Annotated in this window: 15 protein-coding genes and 1 pseudogene; 3 read left to right on the top strand and 13 right to left on the bottom strand. The window is 39.7% G+C overall.

The genetic code is table 11. The features are described 5' to 3' along the window. Nucleotides 1-8: 8 nt before the first annotated feature. The 9 genes from ISX45_RS08445 to ISX45_RS08485 all read right to left on the bottom strand — a co-directional run bounded on the left by ISX45_RS08445 (nucleotide 9) and on the right by ISX45_RS08485 (nucleotide 8,693). Nucleotides 9-851 (bottom strand): MetQ/NlpA family ABC transporter substrate-binding protein, encoded by an 843-nt coding sequence (locus tag ISX45_RS08445; RefSeq protein ID WP_194520503.1) that lies wholly within the window; start codon nucleotides 849-851, stop codon nucleotides 9-11. An 18-nt stretch (nucleotides 852-869) separates the two neighbouring features. Further along, nucleotides 870-2,009, bottom strand: coding sequence for an amidohydrolase (locus tag ISX45_RS08450; protein WP_194520504.1), 1,140 nt, complete (start codon nucleotides 2,007-2,009; stop codon nucleotides 870-872). Then, nucleotides 1,996-2,541: a GNAT family N-acetyltransferase gene (locus tag ISX45_RS08455; protein WP_228485679.1), complete on the bottom strand. Its 546-nt coding sequence runs from the start codon at nucleotides 2,539-2,541 to the stop codon at nucleotides 1,996-1,998. The genes ISX45_RS08450 and ISX45_RS08455 overlap by 14 nt, the downstream gene beginning before the upstream one ends. Nucleotides 2,542-2,679: 138 nt before the next feature. Then, complete coding sequence (locus ISX45_RS08460; protein WP_181555983.1) at nucleotides 2,680-2,940, bottom strand: glutaredoxin family protein; 261 nt, start codon at nucleotides 2,938-2,940, stop codon at nucleotides 2,680-2,682. Between the two features lie 25 nt (nucleotides 2,941-2,965). Continuing rightward, complete coding sequence (locus tag ISX45_RS08465; protein ID WP_194520505.1) at nucleotides 2,966-3,106, bottom strand: hypothetical protein; 141 nt, start codon at nucleotides 3,104-3,106, stop codon at nucleotides 2,966-2,968. A gap of 388 nt (nucleotides 3,107-3,494) precedes the next feature. Next, nucleotides 3,495-4,805 carry a homocysteine synthase gene (locus ISX45_RS08470; protein ID WP_194520506.1) on the bottom strand — a complete coding sequence of 437 codons (1,311 nt, stop codon included), beginning with the start codon at nucleotides 4,803-4,805 and terminating at the stop codon, nucleotides 3,495-3,497. Between the two features lie 477 nt (nucleotides 4,806-5,282). Beyond that, entirely contained in the window at nucleotides 5,283-6,626 is a 1,344-nt protein-coding gene (locus ISX45_RS08475; protein ID WP_194520663.1) for an LLM class flavin-dependent oxidoreductase, read from the bottom strand. Next, nucleotides 6,616-7,647, bottom strand: coding sequence for an LLM class flavin-dependent oxidoreductase (locus tag ISX45_RS08480; protein ID WP_194520507.1), 1,032 nt, complete (start codon nucleotides 7,645-7,647; stop codon nucleotides 6,616-6,618). The genes ISX45_RS08475 and ISX45_RS08480 overlap by 11 nt, the downstream gene beginning before the upstream one ends. 125 nt (nucleotides 7,648-7,772) lie before the next feature. Beyond that, complete coding sequence (locus ISX45_RS08485) at nucleotides 7,773-8,693, bottom strand: LysR family transcriptional regulator (RefSeq protein WP_194520508.1); 921 nt, start codon at nucleotides 8,691-8,693, stop codon at nucleotides 7,773-7,775. 580 nt (nucleotides 8,694-9,273) lie between these two features. On the opposite strand from ISX45_RS08485, the pseudogene ISX45_RS19590 reads away from it, so the two are divergent. Continuing rightward, nucleotides 9,274-9,790, top strand: a pseudogene (locus tag ISX45_RS19590) (IS1595 family transposase); the annotation flags it as partial. Nucleotides 9,791-9,808: 18 nt separating this feature from the next. After that, nucleotides 9,809-10,255, top strand: a complete 447-nt coding sequence (locus tag ISX45_RS08490; protein ID WP_194520509.1) for a PH domain-containing protein — start codon at nucleotides 9,809-9,811, stop codon at nucleotides 10,253-10,255. A gap of 193 nt (nucleotides 10,256-10,448) precedes the next feature. Here the strand turns inward: ISX45_RS08490 and ISX45_RS08495 are convergent, their stop codons facing one another. Then, nucleotides 10,449-10,943, bottom strand: a complete 495-nt coding sequence (locus ISX45_RS08495) for a DUF1572 domain-containing protein (protein WP_194520510.1) — start codon at nucleotides 10,941-10,943, stop codon at nucleotides 10,449-10,451. Nucleotides 10,944-11,527: 584 nt separating this feature from the next. Here ISX45_RS08495 and ISX45_RS08500 point away from each other — a divergent pair. Next, complete coding sequence (locus tag ISX45_RS08500; RefSeq protein ID WP_181555976.1) at nucleotides 11,528-11,860, top strand: hypothetical protein; 333 nt, start codon at nucleotides 11,528-11,530, stop codon at nucleotides 11,858-11,860. 56 nt (nucleotides 11,861-11,916) lie between these two features. Here ISX45_RS08500 and ISX45_RS08505 read toward each other — a convergent pair whose 3' ends face one another. From ISX45_RS08505 to bioF, 3 genes are all read right to left on the bottom strand, one after another. Then, nucleotides 11,917-12,312 (bottom strand): cytosolic protein, encoded by a 396-nt coding sequence (locus tag ISX45_RS08505; protein WP_194520511.1) that lies wholly within the window; start codon nucleotides 12,310-12,312, stop codon nucleotides 11,917-11,919. 37 nt (nucleotides 12,313-12,349) lie between these two features. Continuing rightward, nucleotides 12,350-13,273: a glutaminase A gene (gene glsA, locus ISX45_RS08510; protein WP_181555974.1), complete on the bottom strand. Its 924-nt coding sequence runs from the start codon at nucleotides 13,271-13,273 to the stop codon at nucleotides 12,350-12,352. Between the two features lie 328 nt (nucleotides 13,274-13,601). Then, nucleotides 13,602-14,774, bottom strand: coding sequence for an 8-amino-7-oxononanoate synthase (gene bioF / locus ISX45_RS08515; RefSeq protein ID WP_194520512.1), 1,173 nt, complete (start codon nucleotides 14,772-14,774; stop codon nucleotides 13,602-13,604). Nucleotides 14,775-15,043 lie beyond the last annotated feature (269 nt).

Genomic DNA, 15,043 nt, shown 5'->3' on the forward strand with positions numbered 1-15,043 from the left:
CCCCCGCCTTAAAATGCCGGAACAACAGCTCCACCATATTTGTCTTCAATAAACTTCTTTACTTCTGGACTTGTTAATGCTTTTGCAAGCTTTTGAATCGCATCTGAATCCTTATTGTCTGGACGTGCTACTAAAATGTTGACATACGGGGATTGATCTCCCTCGATAATAAGAGCATCTTTTTTCGGTTTAAGACCGGCCTCTAAAGCATAGTTCGTATTGATTGCAGCAGCCTCGACATCATCAAGTGCACGCACTAGCAGCGGACCATCAACTGGAATAAATTGAAGCTTTTTATCATTTTTCTTAATGTCTTGTACGGTATAATTTTTATTTGTATTTGAAGATTCATTTAATTCGATAATTCCGTTAGCAGCAAACAATCGCAAAGCGCGAGAGAAGTTAACAGGATCTTTTGGGATTGCAATTTTTGCTCCTTTTGAAAGCTCATCAATCGATTTGATTTTTTTTGAATAAACACCAAATGGTTCAATATGAACACCAACAACTTTTACGAGATTTAATCCGCTATCTTTGTTTGTCTGTTTTAAATATGGAGTATGCTGGAAATAGTTTGCATCCAACTCGCCATTTGCTGTCTGTTCATTCGTTTGAATGCCATCGTTAATGATTTTAATATCAAGCTTAACGCCTTCTTTCTCTAGCTTTGGTTTAATAAATTCAAGAATTTCCGCATGTGGTGTCGATGAAGCTCCAATCTTTAATGTTACTGTTTTCTCCTCAGTTTTATCTTTTGTATCCTTTCCATTACCAGATGCTTCGTTTTTACCGCAACCTATTAAAATACCAAATACAATCGTGAATAAGACCAATACATAAAATTTTCTCATTTTCCCAAGCACTCCGTTTCATTTAAAATGCTTTAATGCCTTTTTCGCCACTTCTGCTAAATAACGCGCAGCGATAGGCAAAGCCCGTTCATCCAACGTAAAAGCAGGGTGATGCCATTCATGTGTTCCAGAAGTCCCGATAAAAACAAACGAACCCGGAATTTTCTTTTGATAGAAAGCAAAATCCTCTCCAGCCATTGATGGCGTCGGCTCAACAACGTTTAATCCCAATTGCTCAGCCGTTTGAACGGATAGCTCAGTAGCCTTTTCTTCGTTTAGAACAGGAGGCGGACCCGGCATCCAGCGAAGGGTTGCTTGAGCACCGTGAGCATTGGCAACACCAGTAATGATTTGTTGGATAAACTTCGGAATCTTTTCCCTCGTTTCGGCAGAAAACGCTCGAACAGTTCCTTCTAAGAAAACCGTTCTCGGAATCACATTCCATGTATTTCCTGCTGAAATGTGAGCAACACTGATTACCGCATTATCAAACGAACTTAATTGCCGGCTGACAATCGTTTGTAAAGCAATAACAATATGTGAGGCAACGACAATAGAATCAATGCCTGCATGAGGCACTGCGGCGTGTGTTCCAACACCTTCAACCTCAATGATAAAACGATCAACACTCGCCATTAATGGTCCTCTCTTAATACCGACTGTTCCAACCGGTAAATCCGGTTTATTATGTAAGCCAAAAATTGCTTTCACTTTCTCCAAGTGACCAGCAGCGATGACTTTTTCTGCTCCCCCACCAATCTCCTCAGACGGTTGAAAAATGAAGCGAACAGAACCATTCAACTTTTCCTCTTCTTCCTTCAACAAATAAGCGGCACCAATTAAAGCAGCGGTATGAAAATCGTGACCGCAAGCATGCATCTTCCCCGGTATTTTTGAAGCATAAGGCAAGTCCGTTTCTTCTTGAATGGGAAGAGCATCGATATCAGCGCGCAAAGCAATGATTGGATCTTGCTTTTTCCCGCTTATCTGCGCTACTAATCCCGTTTGGAGGCTTGTTTCTAAAATCGGAATACCTGCTTGCTCTAAAAGTGAACGAATGGTTTTCGTTGTCTCGAACTCTTCGCCCGACAATTCTGGGTATTGATGAAAGTGGCGCCGGATCGCAATTAAGCGCTCTTCCAGATTAGATTGCCCCACAAACGGGCACCTCCTTTTTAATATCGAACCGATAGCACTTCACTAAAATATCATGGTTTTGAAAATCCTTTGACTGATCTCGCTTAAATCCGATCCATTCATACAGTTGTATCGCTTTTTGCATTTTATCGCTGGAATGCAAGTACAAGTGAACCGCCCCTTTGGATTGCGCATATCGGATACTTTCTTTCAACAATTTTTGCGCAATACCACGCCCTCTCGCCTTCGGATGAACTGCCAGCAGTCGGACAATCGGTGAAAAAATGTTTAATTCCGGCCGGCCATATGCCTTTTCCGATGACTCAAACAGTTGAAGGGTTCCGAGAATATCTTGGCCGCTCTTCGCCACCAAAATCCGATCCACATTCGGATTATCAACAGACGCCGTAATATCTGCCAAATAATCAAACCACACATTCGGATCTTGATAATCCCGCTCATACTGCCGGTAACTGTCAATCAGAAGCTGCCGCACCGCTTCTTTATCTTCAGCTAGCATATCATGTATCTGTACATGATTCGTTTTATTCATCCTCTTTCCTCCCAGTTATTACTCACAATCGAGTCCCTATTTTCGATAATGCAAGACAACGGTTCATTTAAAATTCCCGAAATTTTTTGAATATCTTCGTTCATACAGAATGTAGTTGCCGAAAATGAGTCAGTTAATTTACAGATGAGCGTTCAATACTTTCGCAAGATAACTGAGCCCGACTTTTGTCACCCCTTTGTATACATCCCCGCGACCAATTTCAACAACTGGTACGTGTCGAATGCCATATTTAACTTCTAAAATATCACGCAGTTCATCCCGATTCGTCACATCGATGGTTTGATAGTCTACCTGCTTTTCTTTTAAAAATTGTTTGACCTCTTGGCAATAGTGACATCCTTCTTTTGACCAGACGACAACTGATAATGGTTTTGACATCATAAATTCCTCCTTATGAATAAATCTATTTGTATTTTTCTTCCATTAACTCCGTGGTTGCACCGACAATCGGATGAGTCCCCAAGAACATGAGAATCTCTTCTCTGCTCCGTCCATTCGCTTCTGCCTGCTGTTTCACATCTTCATAAAAAGCCTGTTCGAGCATCTCTGCATTTGTGGAAACAGCATCTGCTTCTTTTACAGCCAGATATCGGACTTTAATCTACCAAAACAACTGATAACTCATATGCGTTTTCCTCCTGCTTTTATTCTTAGTTTATAGGTATGAATAATAGGTTTTATTTTTGTGATTTATCCTACCATCAGAAACAGTGAAAAGGCAATACTTCCAGTGATAGAAAGATTTATACGATTCATCCAAAAAATCTATCAATTCGTTTGAGATACTGATATAATTGCATTTTTTAACCGATGTTTGGCACGTTGCTGACTAGTTGATGAGCATGCTCGTCACACCAAAAAAAGCTCAATCATCATTCGATTGAGCTCAAAATAGGTATATTAAATTAAGAGGGGAATAAAACAGAAAAAGTTTACCTCACAACAGAAGTGACAGCTTGACTAGCTTTGATTGCTTGCTTTAGATCATATAGAATATCATCAATTGCCTCTGTACCAACAGATAAACGAATAAGTCCTGGTGTAACCCCAGCAGCTAATTGTTCCTCACTGCTTAATTGCTGATGCGTAGTGCTAGCAGGATGAATAATTAACGATTTAGAATCACCAATATTGGCTAAGTGAGAGAATAGTTGAACAGAATCAATTAATTTTTTCCCTGCTTCAACGCCGCCTTTAATTTCAAAGGTTAAGATGGCACCTTGCCCTTTTGGTAAATACTTTTTCGCTAACTCATAAGAAGGATGGCTTTCTAAACCAGGATAGCTTACGGATTCGACGGCTTCCTCTTTTTCTAAAAACTTCGCTACCTCCAAAGCATTTTGACTATGACGTTCCAAGCGCAAATGTAAAGTTTCAAGTCCCTGTAAAAACAAGAATGAATTGAATGGTGACAATGCCGCACCAAGATCTCGAAGCAGTTGGACGCGTGCTTTCGTAATATAGGCAGCTTCTCCGGCAGCTTCTGTATAAATGAGACCGTGATAGCTTGGATCTGGTTCAGTTAGGCCTGGGAACTTTCCGCTCTTCTTCCAGTCAAACTTTCCACTATCGACAATAATTCCACCAATTGAATTTCCATGCCCTCCAATAAATTTTGTTGCAGAATGCACAACAATATCTGCACCAAAGTCAATTGGACGAAGTAAGTATGGGCTAGGAATTGTGTTATCAACAATTAGTGGAATAGAGTGATTATGAGCAATTTCCGCAACGGCTTCGATATCTAATACGTCACCTTTTGGATTGCCAATCGTTTCAGCAAACACTGCTTTTGTTTTGCTTGTAATCGCATGTTCAAAGTTTTTCGGATCGGTAGAATCCACAAATTTAACGGTAATCCCGAATTTAGGCAGCGTATGAGCAAACAAATTATACGTTCCGCCATAAATGCTTGACGAAGAAACAATTTCATCTCCAGCGGAAGCAATATTGATGATGGAATAAAAAACAGCTGCTTGACCAGATGAAAGCGCAAGCGCCCCCACCCCGCCTTCAAGCTCAGCAACCCGTTTTTCAAATACATCGGTCGTTGGATTAATAATTCTTGTATAAACATAACCTTCTTCTTTTAAGCTAAACAAATCAGCAGCATGTTGACTGTCATTAAATACATACGAGCTTGTTTGATAAATCGGTACTGCTCTTGATAAAGTTGTGGGATCTGGCACTTGCCCCGCATGCACCGCTAAAGTTTCAGGCTGAAGCTTTCTTTCATTTGACATAATCATTTTCTCCCTTCCAATTTAATCTTGATAAAAATTTTCAAAAAAGACACCTATCTTCTTTGCTTAAGAATAAAAAGAAGATGCCTTTAGTTGACTAACCGGCAAATGTGAAAAGTATGCAAGATTTTATTTATCTAAGTAAATATATAGGTTTAGTTTTATATACAAAAATTTACTCCTAAAATCTATAAATGTCAATTTTCTTTTCTAAATTTTCTAAAGAAACTATATATATTCGTTTTAAGTTTTATTAGCTATAAAAAAGCGTAAGCTCCCTAGTTAGCCCGAAAAGCGCGGGGAAGTCTTTATCTGCAGGACTGAAGTAATTCGATGGGTTTCAAATGTCTTCCACACTTTCTTATGAATATAAATGGCAGCTAACCATCCGGTTATTATCAAGATTTATTGGCTTTGGCTGTTCAAATTTGCACCTATTATACGCAAGCGGGCAGCGGCTTTGAAAAGAACATCCTTTTATAGAAAATGAGTCGTTTCTTTTGGTTTTTTCATATACTGATTCTCTTTGTACGGCAACCCTAAATTTCCACGTAGTGTATCACTCTGATACTCCCGGCTGTAGTAGCCCCGCTCTTCCAGAATCGGGATGACGTGCTGAATAAAATCGGTTAAGCCGCTGCCGAGAACAGGTGGAGCGAAAATGAATCCATCCGCTCCATTTCCCTCCACCCAGGCAATTAATTGATCGGCCACCTGCTCATATGTTCCAAAAAAAGCTCCTTTTGGAGTTGTTACCTGCAAAGCCACTTCCCGCAGCGTTAGGTTCTTTTCACGCGCGTTCTTCTTAATCCGATCGGTTGTCGATTGGAAGCTGTTTTTCCCGACATCGCCCACATCCGGAAACGGCTCATCAAGCGGAAATACACTGAAATCGAAGTGATCAAAGAACCGTCCTAAATAATGAAGCGCCTCTTCGATCGACACAAGGTTTTGAATCGCTTTGTATTTTTCTTCCGCTTCTTCAATAGTTGCTCCAGCAATCGGATGAATCCCCGGGAAAATGAGAATCTCGTCTCTGTTCCGTCCATTCGCTTCCGCCCGCTGTTTCACATCTTCATAAAAAGCCTGTGCCTGTTCAAGCGTCTCTGCATTGGTGAAAACAGCATCTGCCTCTTTTGCAGCCAGATTCTTGCCGGCTTCGGAAGAACCTGCCTGGAAAATGACAGGCTGCCCTTGATTCGAACGTTCGATATTTAATGGACCTTCAACAGAAAAAAAACGGCCTTTATGATTCAAAACATGAAGCTTATTTCGGTCAAAAAATTGCCCGGTTTCACGGTTTCGTACGAAAGCATCATCTTCCCATGAATCCCACAGTCCTTTTACGACTTGTAAAAATTCTTCCGCTATTTCATACCGAAGCGAATGCGGTGGATGTTCTCCTTTATTGTAGTTTCTTGCAGACCCCTCCAAAGGAGAAGTGACTACATTCCATCCAGCACGGCCACCGCTTATTTTATCCAGTGATGCAAATTGGCGGGCAACAGTAAATGGTTCACTATAAGTCGTCGATACCGTGCCAACCAGCCCTATTCTCGATGTTACTGCTGCAAGGGCAGATAAAATGGTCAGCGGCTCAAAGCGATTCAAGAAATGAGGAATTGATTTTTCATTAATATATAATCCATCTGCAACAAAGGCGAAAGAAAATCCTGCTGCCTCTGCTTGTTGGATAATGGATTTATAATACGGAAAGTTAACACTGGCATCTTTTGGAACACTTGCGTCTTTCCATGCGTTCATGTGACTGCCTGGACCGTGCAACATAATTCCTAATTGAATCTGTTTTTTATGAGACATATTCTTCATCCCTTTCTTCATTGGTGTAGTCCTCATTCGAATGAATTGGACTTAGCAATTGAAAAGTCCGAATCCGTTCTTCTGTTTTTTGAAGCGGGGTGTGCAAAATAAATTCATCCACTTGATATTTTTTATGAAAATTTGTTAAAACGTCTTTGACATATAAAGGCGTGCCTGCAATAATATTGCTAGCTTGTTCTTCCACTTCGTAAGCTTCGTCAGCTTGCTTTCCGAAGGCATGCGCTTGCTCCAATGATTGAACTGTTACTGTACGACCGCTTTGAAGATGCACTTTGAATATTTTTTGCTCTCCCGCCAATTGCTCCGCTTCTTGTTGTGAAGGGGCAGCGACAATGGCAACGGATACGAGAAAACACCCATCCGGATAGTTCTTTCGATAAACGCGTGCCGCTTCTTCAAGCACCTTAATATCACCATTAAGAAATAGGCCGAATACAAAAGCAACGCCAAGGTCAGCGGCTAGTTGCGCACTTTGGGGACTAGCTCCAAGTAAAAAGATTTCAGGTTTTTCTGGAGGGATTGGTGTAGCTCGAATGCCAGCGAGCGGATGATGTTCGTCGACTGCATCTTCAATTAACTTTTGTAAAAAAACGAGGCGCTCTTTAAAGTCTTTTCCGTCATTCATCGTTCCGAACTGTAATGCCTTTGTTGACAATGGAAGTCCCCCCGGCGCCTTCCCAATGCCAAGATCAACTCTCCCAGGCGCAAGAGAAGACAAAACATGGAAATTTTCCGCAACTTTAAAAGGACTGTAATGTTGAAGCATGACTCCTCCTGACCCGATCCGAATCGAATTCGTCCGGGCAAGCAAATATGAAATTAATACTTCTGGCGACGCCCCCGCCAGTTGCTCCGTGTAATGGTGTTCCGATACCCAGAAACGCGAATATCCCCATTCTTCGGCTTTTTGAGCGAGATGGACTGTCTGCTGCAAGGCATCAAATGCCGAAGCCCCCTCAGGAATTGGGCTTTGATCTAACAAACCAAGCCGATAACTCATATGTATTCCCCCTGTTTTTATTCTTAGTTTATATATATGAATAATAGGTTTTGTTTTTGTGATTTATCCTACCACCGGAAATAGTGAAAAGGCAATACTTCCGGTGATAGAAAGATTTATACAATTCATCCAAAAAATCTATCAATTCGTTTGCGATACTGATGTAATTGCATTTTTTTAAATTTTTCAACCGATGAAAGAATGGTATTCCATATAAAAGGGGACTCAGGTCCATAATATGTTCCATGGATATACTGTTTTAGCATCATCAGATGATCGACGTTGACTTCCACCAGTTGGCCAGCTTCCAGTTCACTTTTAATGCATAAATAAGGCAAAAATCCGATCCCGCATCCACTTTGAATGAGCGATTTTGCCACTTCCAGATGATCCACCTGAAATTCAATTCGTGGTTCCACGTTCTCTACTTCAAAGATTTTGTGAACGCGATTCCAGTCAAATGCGCCGCACTCAAAAAACACTAACGGTTCACGTGCCAGCTGTTGCGCGGACAACTTTGACTGAAACTGAAATGGATGTCCCGGCTTGACAACAAGCCGGATCGAATTGTCAAGGAGCGGTTTATGCTGCAACGCATGATGCGACACTTCTTTCATAAACGCCACATCAATCTGCTTTTGAAGCAGCTTATCTATCAGCACCTCGTTAGACGCTGAAATAAACTTAAAACGAAGATCTGGATGCGCTTTTTTCCAGAGCGGCAGTGCAAACGGAATAAAATATTGAGATGTAATGAGATTGGCTCCAATGACAACCTCTTCCTGATCCGCTCTTTTTTTCAGTTGTTTTTTCCCCTGATGGAAAGTGCGGAGAATCTGCTCAGCATATGGAACGAACATTTTTCCTTTTTCCGTCAGTGTAATGCTTCTGCCTTGCCGTTTAAACAGTTCCGTATCCAGCTCTCGCTCCAATGCTTTGATCCGCGCCGTAACCGTTGGCTGTGATAAAAACAACGCTTCTGCTGCTTTATGAATGCTGTTAAAATGGACGACATACATAAACGCTTCAATATAATCAATGTTCATGTTTCTCCCCCTCTTTTTTTAAATATGAAAACAAAAAGCTCCCGAATGTAGATGCACTCAAGAGCTCTTGGATGACTAATCAGTTTCACGTGATTTTTATTCATTTTATTCATATTATTCCGATAAGTAAAGTTAATTTTTAAAAAAATTTCTGAGCCAAGTAAGTAAATGCAGAAATTTTTTCCCTGCTTTTTAAGACTCTGACTTTACATATCTTTTTCATTAGATTTAATATATCACTAAATCACTAGAGGCTCTCAACTCAAGGCGGGTTTTATCTTGAACTTGAAAGTCTTTTTATTTATAGGACTTTACATTAAAAAAGAAATAACAGGAAACCTTAATCTCATAAAAAGGCTGAGGGATATATAGCAAACATATGTAATGATAGTTTCAAGCCAACGTTTGTAGTTGAACTTAAAAAAGACCATTGAGGTCCATCTCCTAGATTTTCAGAGTGATGTTTATGGAAGAATTCATTGAATGTCAGCTTCTCTTGAAAAATAAGGGAGGAACGGAACTTCTCCTCTAAAAACATCAAATGAAGGAGGACATTTGTTATACAAATGAATTTTAACGCATCTCAGGAATTGTAGAAATGGACAAAACGCGTACTTCCTATCCTCTGAAAAAGGAAAAAGAAACATTAAAGTTAAAGAGAGGACACCACGCAAACGTGGCAATTCTTCAAAATTTCGTGGCGTTAATCACGAACAAGTATGCGTTTTAATCGCAAGTGACCGTCAAGAAGCCACTTATTCAGACGTTCTTGATAGAGGACGAATTGTGAAATCAACTCTAAATTGTCAATGTACAATACGCTTTGGAGAACTTTTTCGTTTTAAATCAGATGGTATAGAAAGAGTTTAAAAGAATTTACCATATCCAAAACGTAAACAACAGCCGTTTGAAAGGCTGGATACAACGATTCAATGGATTGGTGAGAAAATGCTCAACCATATTTGAGCTGGTTTCATTCTTAGATTTAGATATTGTGAAACATCGAAATAATAACAAGTCAATAAAAAATGCTTGTAGAAAGTTGTTTATTTCCAATTAATGAAACTTATCATTCGCTAAGAACGTATAATTGGTAATGAAGGGAGGGCGTTGAAATGTATTTTCCATCAAAAAAAGACGTATGGATGGCAATCATTATTTGGTTATCCATATTCGTTTTTATTATCCCACCAATTTTTGCTATAGAGCCAATAGGAGTCATTATGCTTCCTTCTATATTAAACAACAAACTCATTACGATGATCATCATGATTGTTCCGGCTCTGTTACTATCTTGGATCTGGTTTGATACGGGATATAAAATTGAGGAGTCCAAGATTATGGTCAAAAGTGGACCTTACAGGAAAACAATAAACATCAAAGAAATAAGCAGTGTAAGGACAACAAAAAATCCATTTGCAGCACCTGCTTTATCCATGGATAAAATAGAAATTAATTATGGAAACTTTGAAATCGTTACCATCTCACCGAAAAATAAAGATGAATTTATTTATCAATTACAAAAGCGAAATCCTGAAATACAAATAGATAATCATTTTTGAAGAAGGTTAGCTTTATAGCAACTTTCTTTTTTGAGATAGCTAATTAAAAACTGAGTCTTGCTGCTGTTCTAAAACTAAAACACGTCATTTGGCTAATTCTATCCACCTCTTTAAAAAAAGCTAGTCTTTAGAAAAAGTTAAAAATATCGAAAAAGTTTTTAAATATTCATTTCCAAAAATAATGCCACTCTAATTACTTCCTCCTTGGAATCGTCAGCGTCTTCCAATGCTTAGATTTAATTTGTTTGGCGATATAGACAATCTGTCCAACATGATAAGAGTAATGGTACATTTGCCGTTCGATGGCTTGAATGACGGAATGAGGTTCATTTCGGATGGTAACAGTTTTTAAAAGGTCATTTTCGTGCATTTCATTTAAAGTGTTCAAAAATGTCTCCCATCCTTTTTCCCAGCAAGCGAGGAGTTCTTCCCTGCTTTTCAGATCATTGATAAATTCAGCATCACGGTTTCTGTTCGGTTTTTCACCGTCGGAAATAAAAAAGTCGGTCCATCGGGAAATCATGTTGCCGCTCATGTGTTTGACAATAATCGCGATACTGTTTGATTCTTCATTGAAACAGTAAAAAAGCTCTTCTTCAGACAATTGCTCCATTGCTCGTTCTGCTGTGTTTTTCATATCCAAAAAACGTTCCCTAACAACCTTTAAGTACTCTTTCCCAATGCTCATATCCACACCTCCATAAAGATCCTCTATTTATATCCATTCCACAAAAGGACCCTATATTCCTGTTTATACCAAAATGACCGAACCGCTTTATTGGCAAACCATTCAATTCAATCCTTTATATAAAGAAGCTATTTTTATTAAGCCTTTTTGTAGCCAATAGCATATCCAGCTTAACATTTACATGTTATCGATATCGGATCAAAACAATTAAAAGGAATGGATAGAGAGGCAGTTCAACAATAGAAAAGAAACAAGTGTGCAGCATTCCTTTAATCTGTACATATGAAATAAAACACGTACCGAAGACATGCGGGCCTTTGTTAAACTAAGGAGTGGAGATGTAAACACTTGTATTCCCCTCTTCAAGCCCTCTAGCTTCAATGTGAACACGTGAATCGTCATAATATGATCGTGCTTTAAAGCACCAGTTATCATAATGAACCCGGGCATCCTTCATAGCCATTCTCCTTGCAATGTATAATGCAGCAGTTCAATACGAAAATTTTTTGTACTAAAAACGAGTCTAATCTTCTATCATCCTATCTATATATGTAATAGATAACAAAACAGGAGGTAATCAAGCGATGATGCTCTATGATATGAAAAATAGATTATATTATAAAGTAATCAATTCAGGCAGACCAAAAATGACGGATTCCCATCAAGGGAGATCATGGGGGTATGTCCTTAAAATATTGAATGGGAAGTACGTAAAATTTTGGATTGATTTTACAAGAGGCCGTTACATGTACTTCCAGCATGATGGAAAATGGTACCGCGTTCAATATTTACAATCCAACTATAAAAAGACAAATCAAGATATATTCAATGGTGTATTGATCGATTTGATCGTTGACGGTCAAGAGTTAAAGCTTATTAAGGGAAATATAGAAAAGCAGTTGCGGCTCGCCATGTAAGGCAAGCGACAACCATGTTTTCATCCTGGATCAAAATCGATCCAGGATGTGCTTTGTCAAACTTCTACTGCTTTTCCTTCCTCGACGATGTGATACATCAGATGGGCCAAATGGTGAATCGGTCCATATTCTTCCTCTTCCTCATTGATTTCGTCGCTGAATGCCAAATCGTTTAAATATAATGCCGCAAATTCATAAAAATCTTTCAGTTCAAAAGAGTAGCAAGCGCTCGGATCTTCGCTATCGTCTTCATATTGAAGAACAAGATATGATTCATTCCCATTCGTGTCTTCCGCATCAAAAAATACAAAAAAACCTATATTGGTGTCCAAATCAAACAAATGTCTTGTCCCGCCTTCAGTCACCTTATTATAATCATCCGCACTTAGCTTTTGAACAGTGATGCTTTCCATCTGGTCTTCGCTATGAAAATGGACAGTAAAGGATTTCATGGCTATGATCCCTCCATACTAGAGTTATTCTATAGGCTTAAAATATACTCAGCGAATAGGTTTTGGATAACAGTTCTAACAGTTTCATGCCGGTAATACTGTTTCCTTTTTCATCTAAGGCGGGGCCAAAGATGCCGATGCCAAGACGTCCTGGGACAGCGGCGAGGATTCCGCCTGAGACTCCGCTCTTGGCTGGAATGCCAATTTTAATCGCAAACTCCCCTGAAGCATTATACATGCCGCATGTGACCATAAATGTTTTGCAAATGCGGGCGACATGAGGCGGCATGATCCGTTGTTTTGTGATAGGGTCAAACCCATCCATCGCAAAAACAAGTCCTATTCTCGCTAAATCGATACAAGTCATTTCAATGGCACATTGCTTTGTATATAAATCCATTAATTGTTCGACATCCTCGTCAATGATGCCATGCTGCTTTAAAAAGTAACATAACGAGCGGTTCAAAAATGCCGTTTCAAACTCCGATTGAGCTACTTCCTTAGAGTACGTGATCGCCGCATTCCCCGTCAGACTGTGCACGAACGTTAACAATTGATGAAACCGTTTCGTTACGGTTGTGCCATCAATCATATGTGTGACCGCTAACGCACCAGCGTTAATCATTGGATTCAGCGGCTTTGCTGGTTGTACTTCTTCTAATTTGGCAATCGAGTTAAACGGATCGCCCGTCGGTTCCATTCCGACTTTATGAAATACAGCTTTCTCTCCACGATTCATTAACACAAACGCGAGAGTAATGATTTTCGAAATGCTCTGGAGCGTTACGTTTTTCTCCGTATCTCCCGCACAAACAACCGTTCCATCAGGATAATAAATGGCAATGGATAAGTCATCAGGGTTGGCCTTGCTAAGAGCAGGAATATAATTGGCCACTTTTCCATATTTCGCGTATGGTTTCGCTTGTTCCACAAATCGTTGCAATTCTATTGCAGTGTACATCATTTATCACCTTTTTTTATTATGCCCCGTCAGCTGATCGTTATGTAGACAAAAAGACAACCTCTAAACACATCATATGTTTAGAGGCCTTTTCGTTTGATCGATTTTTTATTAAGTTCATCCTGCTTTTTTTCAAGATCATAAATCATTTTATGAATCACATCGTTCACCATAATCATGTTCCTCACGCTCCGCTAGCTTATTTGTTGTTCATTATAAAAAAGAAAGTAACTCTCTACATCGGAGCGCGGATGGAACTTTGATTCTTAATCGGTATGATTATCATCTCCGTCAAAAGTTGTAGCGTGTTGTCCGATCTTCTAAAACCTTAAGGAATGATCCCCATTTCTTTTCCTACACAAGCAATCTGCTCAAGCGCCCAGTCGAGCTCAGCTTTGGTGAAGGCCGATGTGAGGGAAAAACGAATTCTTGATGTTCCCTCTGGAACCGTCGGCGGGCGTATCGCAACAGCGGCAATTCCATGTTCTTGAAGCCGCTCGCTAAACCGCACAGTGAGGTCGTTTGGGCCGATGATAATCGGTACAATGTGTGTGGTGCTTTCTCCAATGTGAAACCCTAATTTTTTTAGCTCGTGACGAAAATAGTGACTGTGGGTTTGCAGTGTTTCCCTTCGCTCTTGTTCCGTTTGAACAATTTCTATCGCTTTTTCTATCGAGCCAAGAACAGCTGGAGGTAAAGCCGTTGTAAAAATAAAACTGCGCATCTTATTCATCAAGTAATCAATGAGCCACTGTTCTCCGGTGACGTAAGCTCCAAAACATCCTAACGCCTTACTGAACGTACCCATTTGAATGTCAACTTCGTTTTGTAAGCGGAAATGATGGGCGAGACCTTCCCCTTGTTCGCCGTAAATGCCGCTACTATGTGCTTCATCGACCATCAGTATGGCATTATAGCGCTTTTTTAAGGTCACCAGTCCTTCAAGCGGTGCAATGTCACCATCCATGCTAAAAATAGTATCGGTCACGATCAGTTTTCGCTTATGCGACGGTGCCTTTTTTAATAGCGATTCTAAATGATTCAAATCGTTATGATAATAGCGATGCCGCTCCGCTCGGCTTAACATGATTCCATCGATAATACTGGCATGGTTCAGCCAATCGCTGAACACGATGTCATCCTGACCGATCAGTGCGGTGATGATTCCAATATTCGCTGTATATCCACTGTTAATAATTAAAGCCGCTTCAGCCTGTTTCCACTTTATTAACGCTCTTTCTGTTCTGGCATATTGTTCATAGTTGCCCACAATGAGACGCGAAGCGGTAGCACTGGCTCCGTATGTACGCATCGCCTTACATCCTGCTTCGATTAACCGTTCATCGCTCGCTAAGCCTAGATAATTATTCGAAGCTAGATTCAAAAGCTTTCGACCATTCATTACAATCCACGGATCGTCGAAAAAGGATATATCTTTTAATACCCGTTTTTGTGTTTTTTCTTCTAATTGTCGAAGTTCCGCTTGGATCTGCTCTTTCATCCCCATCCCCCTAATTGTTAACCTTTATTATTATTTTGTTTACATTATAACTATATGCCTTGAATATGCACAGCACTTCGAAGTATTTTTGCCCCTGAAAACTGAAAATGATTTTCTTTTTTATTGTTTATTTAGAACAATGTTTTTTAAATTAAATGTTTTTTTACGAATCTTTTTAAAAGTAAAAATAAGCAATGCCTTTTGCACACATCGGCTATTTTGTACGAGAAAAAAGATAGTCATTTACAACACGTTACTTAATACACATA

Origin of the sequence: Thermaerobacillus caldiproteolyticus, from assembly GCF_015326725.1 — a bacterium.
Classification (GTDB): Bacteria; Bacillota; Bacilli; order Bacillales; family Anoxybacillaceae; genus Thermaerobacillus; species Thermaerobacillus caldiproteolyticus.

What these genes read in the sequence shown, in the direction of transcription:
- ISX45_RS08465 (WP_194520505.1), bottom strand. Translation starts at nt 3,106, where the DNA reads ATGCTCGAACAGGCTTTTTATGAAGATGTGAAACAGCAGGCAGAAGCG.
- ISX45_RS08470 (WP_194520506.1), bottom strand. Translation starts at nt 4,805, where the DNA reads ATGTCAAATGAAAGAAAGCTTCAGCCTGAAACTTTAGCGGTGCATGCG.
- bioF (WP_194520512.1), bottom strand. Translation starts at nt 14,774, where the DNA reads ATGAAAGAGCAGATCCAAGCGGAACTTCGACAATTAGAAGAAAAAACA.
- ISX45_RS08480 (WP_194520507.1), bottom strand. Translation starts at nt 7,647, where the DNA reads ATGAGTTATCGGCTTGGTTTGTTAGATCAAAGCCCAATTCCTGAGGGG.
- ISX45_RS08485 (WP_194520508.1), bottom strand. Translation starts at nt 8,693, where the DNA reads ATGAACATTGATTATATTGAAGCGTTTATGTATGTCGTCCATTTTAAC.
- ISX45_RS08460 (WP_181555983.1), bottom strand. Translation starts at nt 2,940, where the DNA reads ATGTCAAAACCATTATCAGTTGTCGTCTGGTCAAAAGAAGGATGTCAC.
- ISX45_RS08445 (WP_194520503.1), bottom strand. Translation starts at nt 851, where the DNA reads ATGAGAAAATTTTATGTATTGGTCTTATTCACGATTGTATTTGGTATT.
- ISX45_RS08495 (WP_194520510.1), bottom strand. Translation starts at nt 10,943, where the DNA reads ATGAGCATTGGGAAAGAGTACTTAAAGGTTGTTAGGGAACGTTTTTTG.
- ISX45_RS08475 (WP_194520663.1), bottom strand. Translation starts at nt 6,626, where the DNA reads ATGTCTCATAAAAAACAGATTCAATTAGGAATTATGTTGCACGGTCCA.
- glsA (WP_181555974.1), bottom strand. Translation starts at nt 13,273, where the DNA reads ATGTACACTGCAATAGAATTGCAACGATTTGTGGAACAAGCGAAACCA.
- ISX45_RS08490 (WP_194520509.1), top strand. Translation starts at nt 9,809, where the DNA reads ATGTATTTTCCATCAAAAAAAGACGTATGGATGGCAATCATTATTTGG.
- ISX45_RS08455 (WP_228485679.1), bottom strand. Translation starts at nt 2,541, where the DNA reads ATGAATAAAACGAATCATGTACAGATACATGATATGCTAGCTGAAGAT.
- ISX45_RS08505 (WP_194520511.1), bottom strand. Translation starts at nt 12,312, where the DNA reads ATGAAATCCTTTACTGTCCATTTTCATAGCGAAGACCAGATGGAAAGC.
- ISX45_RS08500 (WP_181555976.1), top strand. Translation starts at nt 11,528, where the DNA reads ATGATGCTCTATGATATGAAAAATAGATTATATTATAAAGTAATCAAT.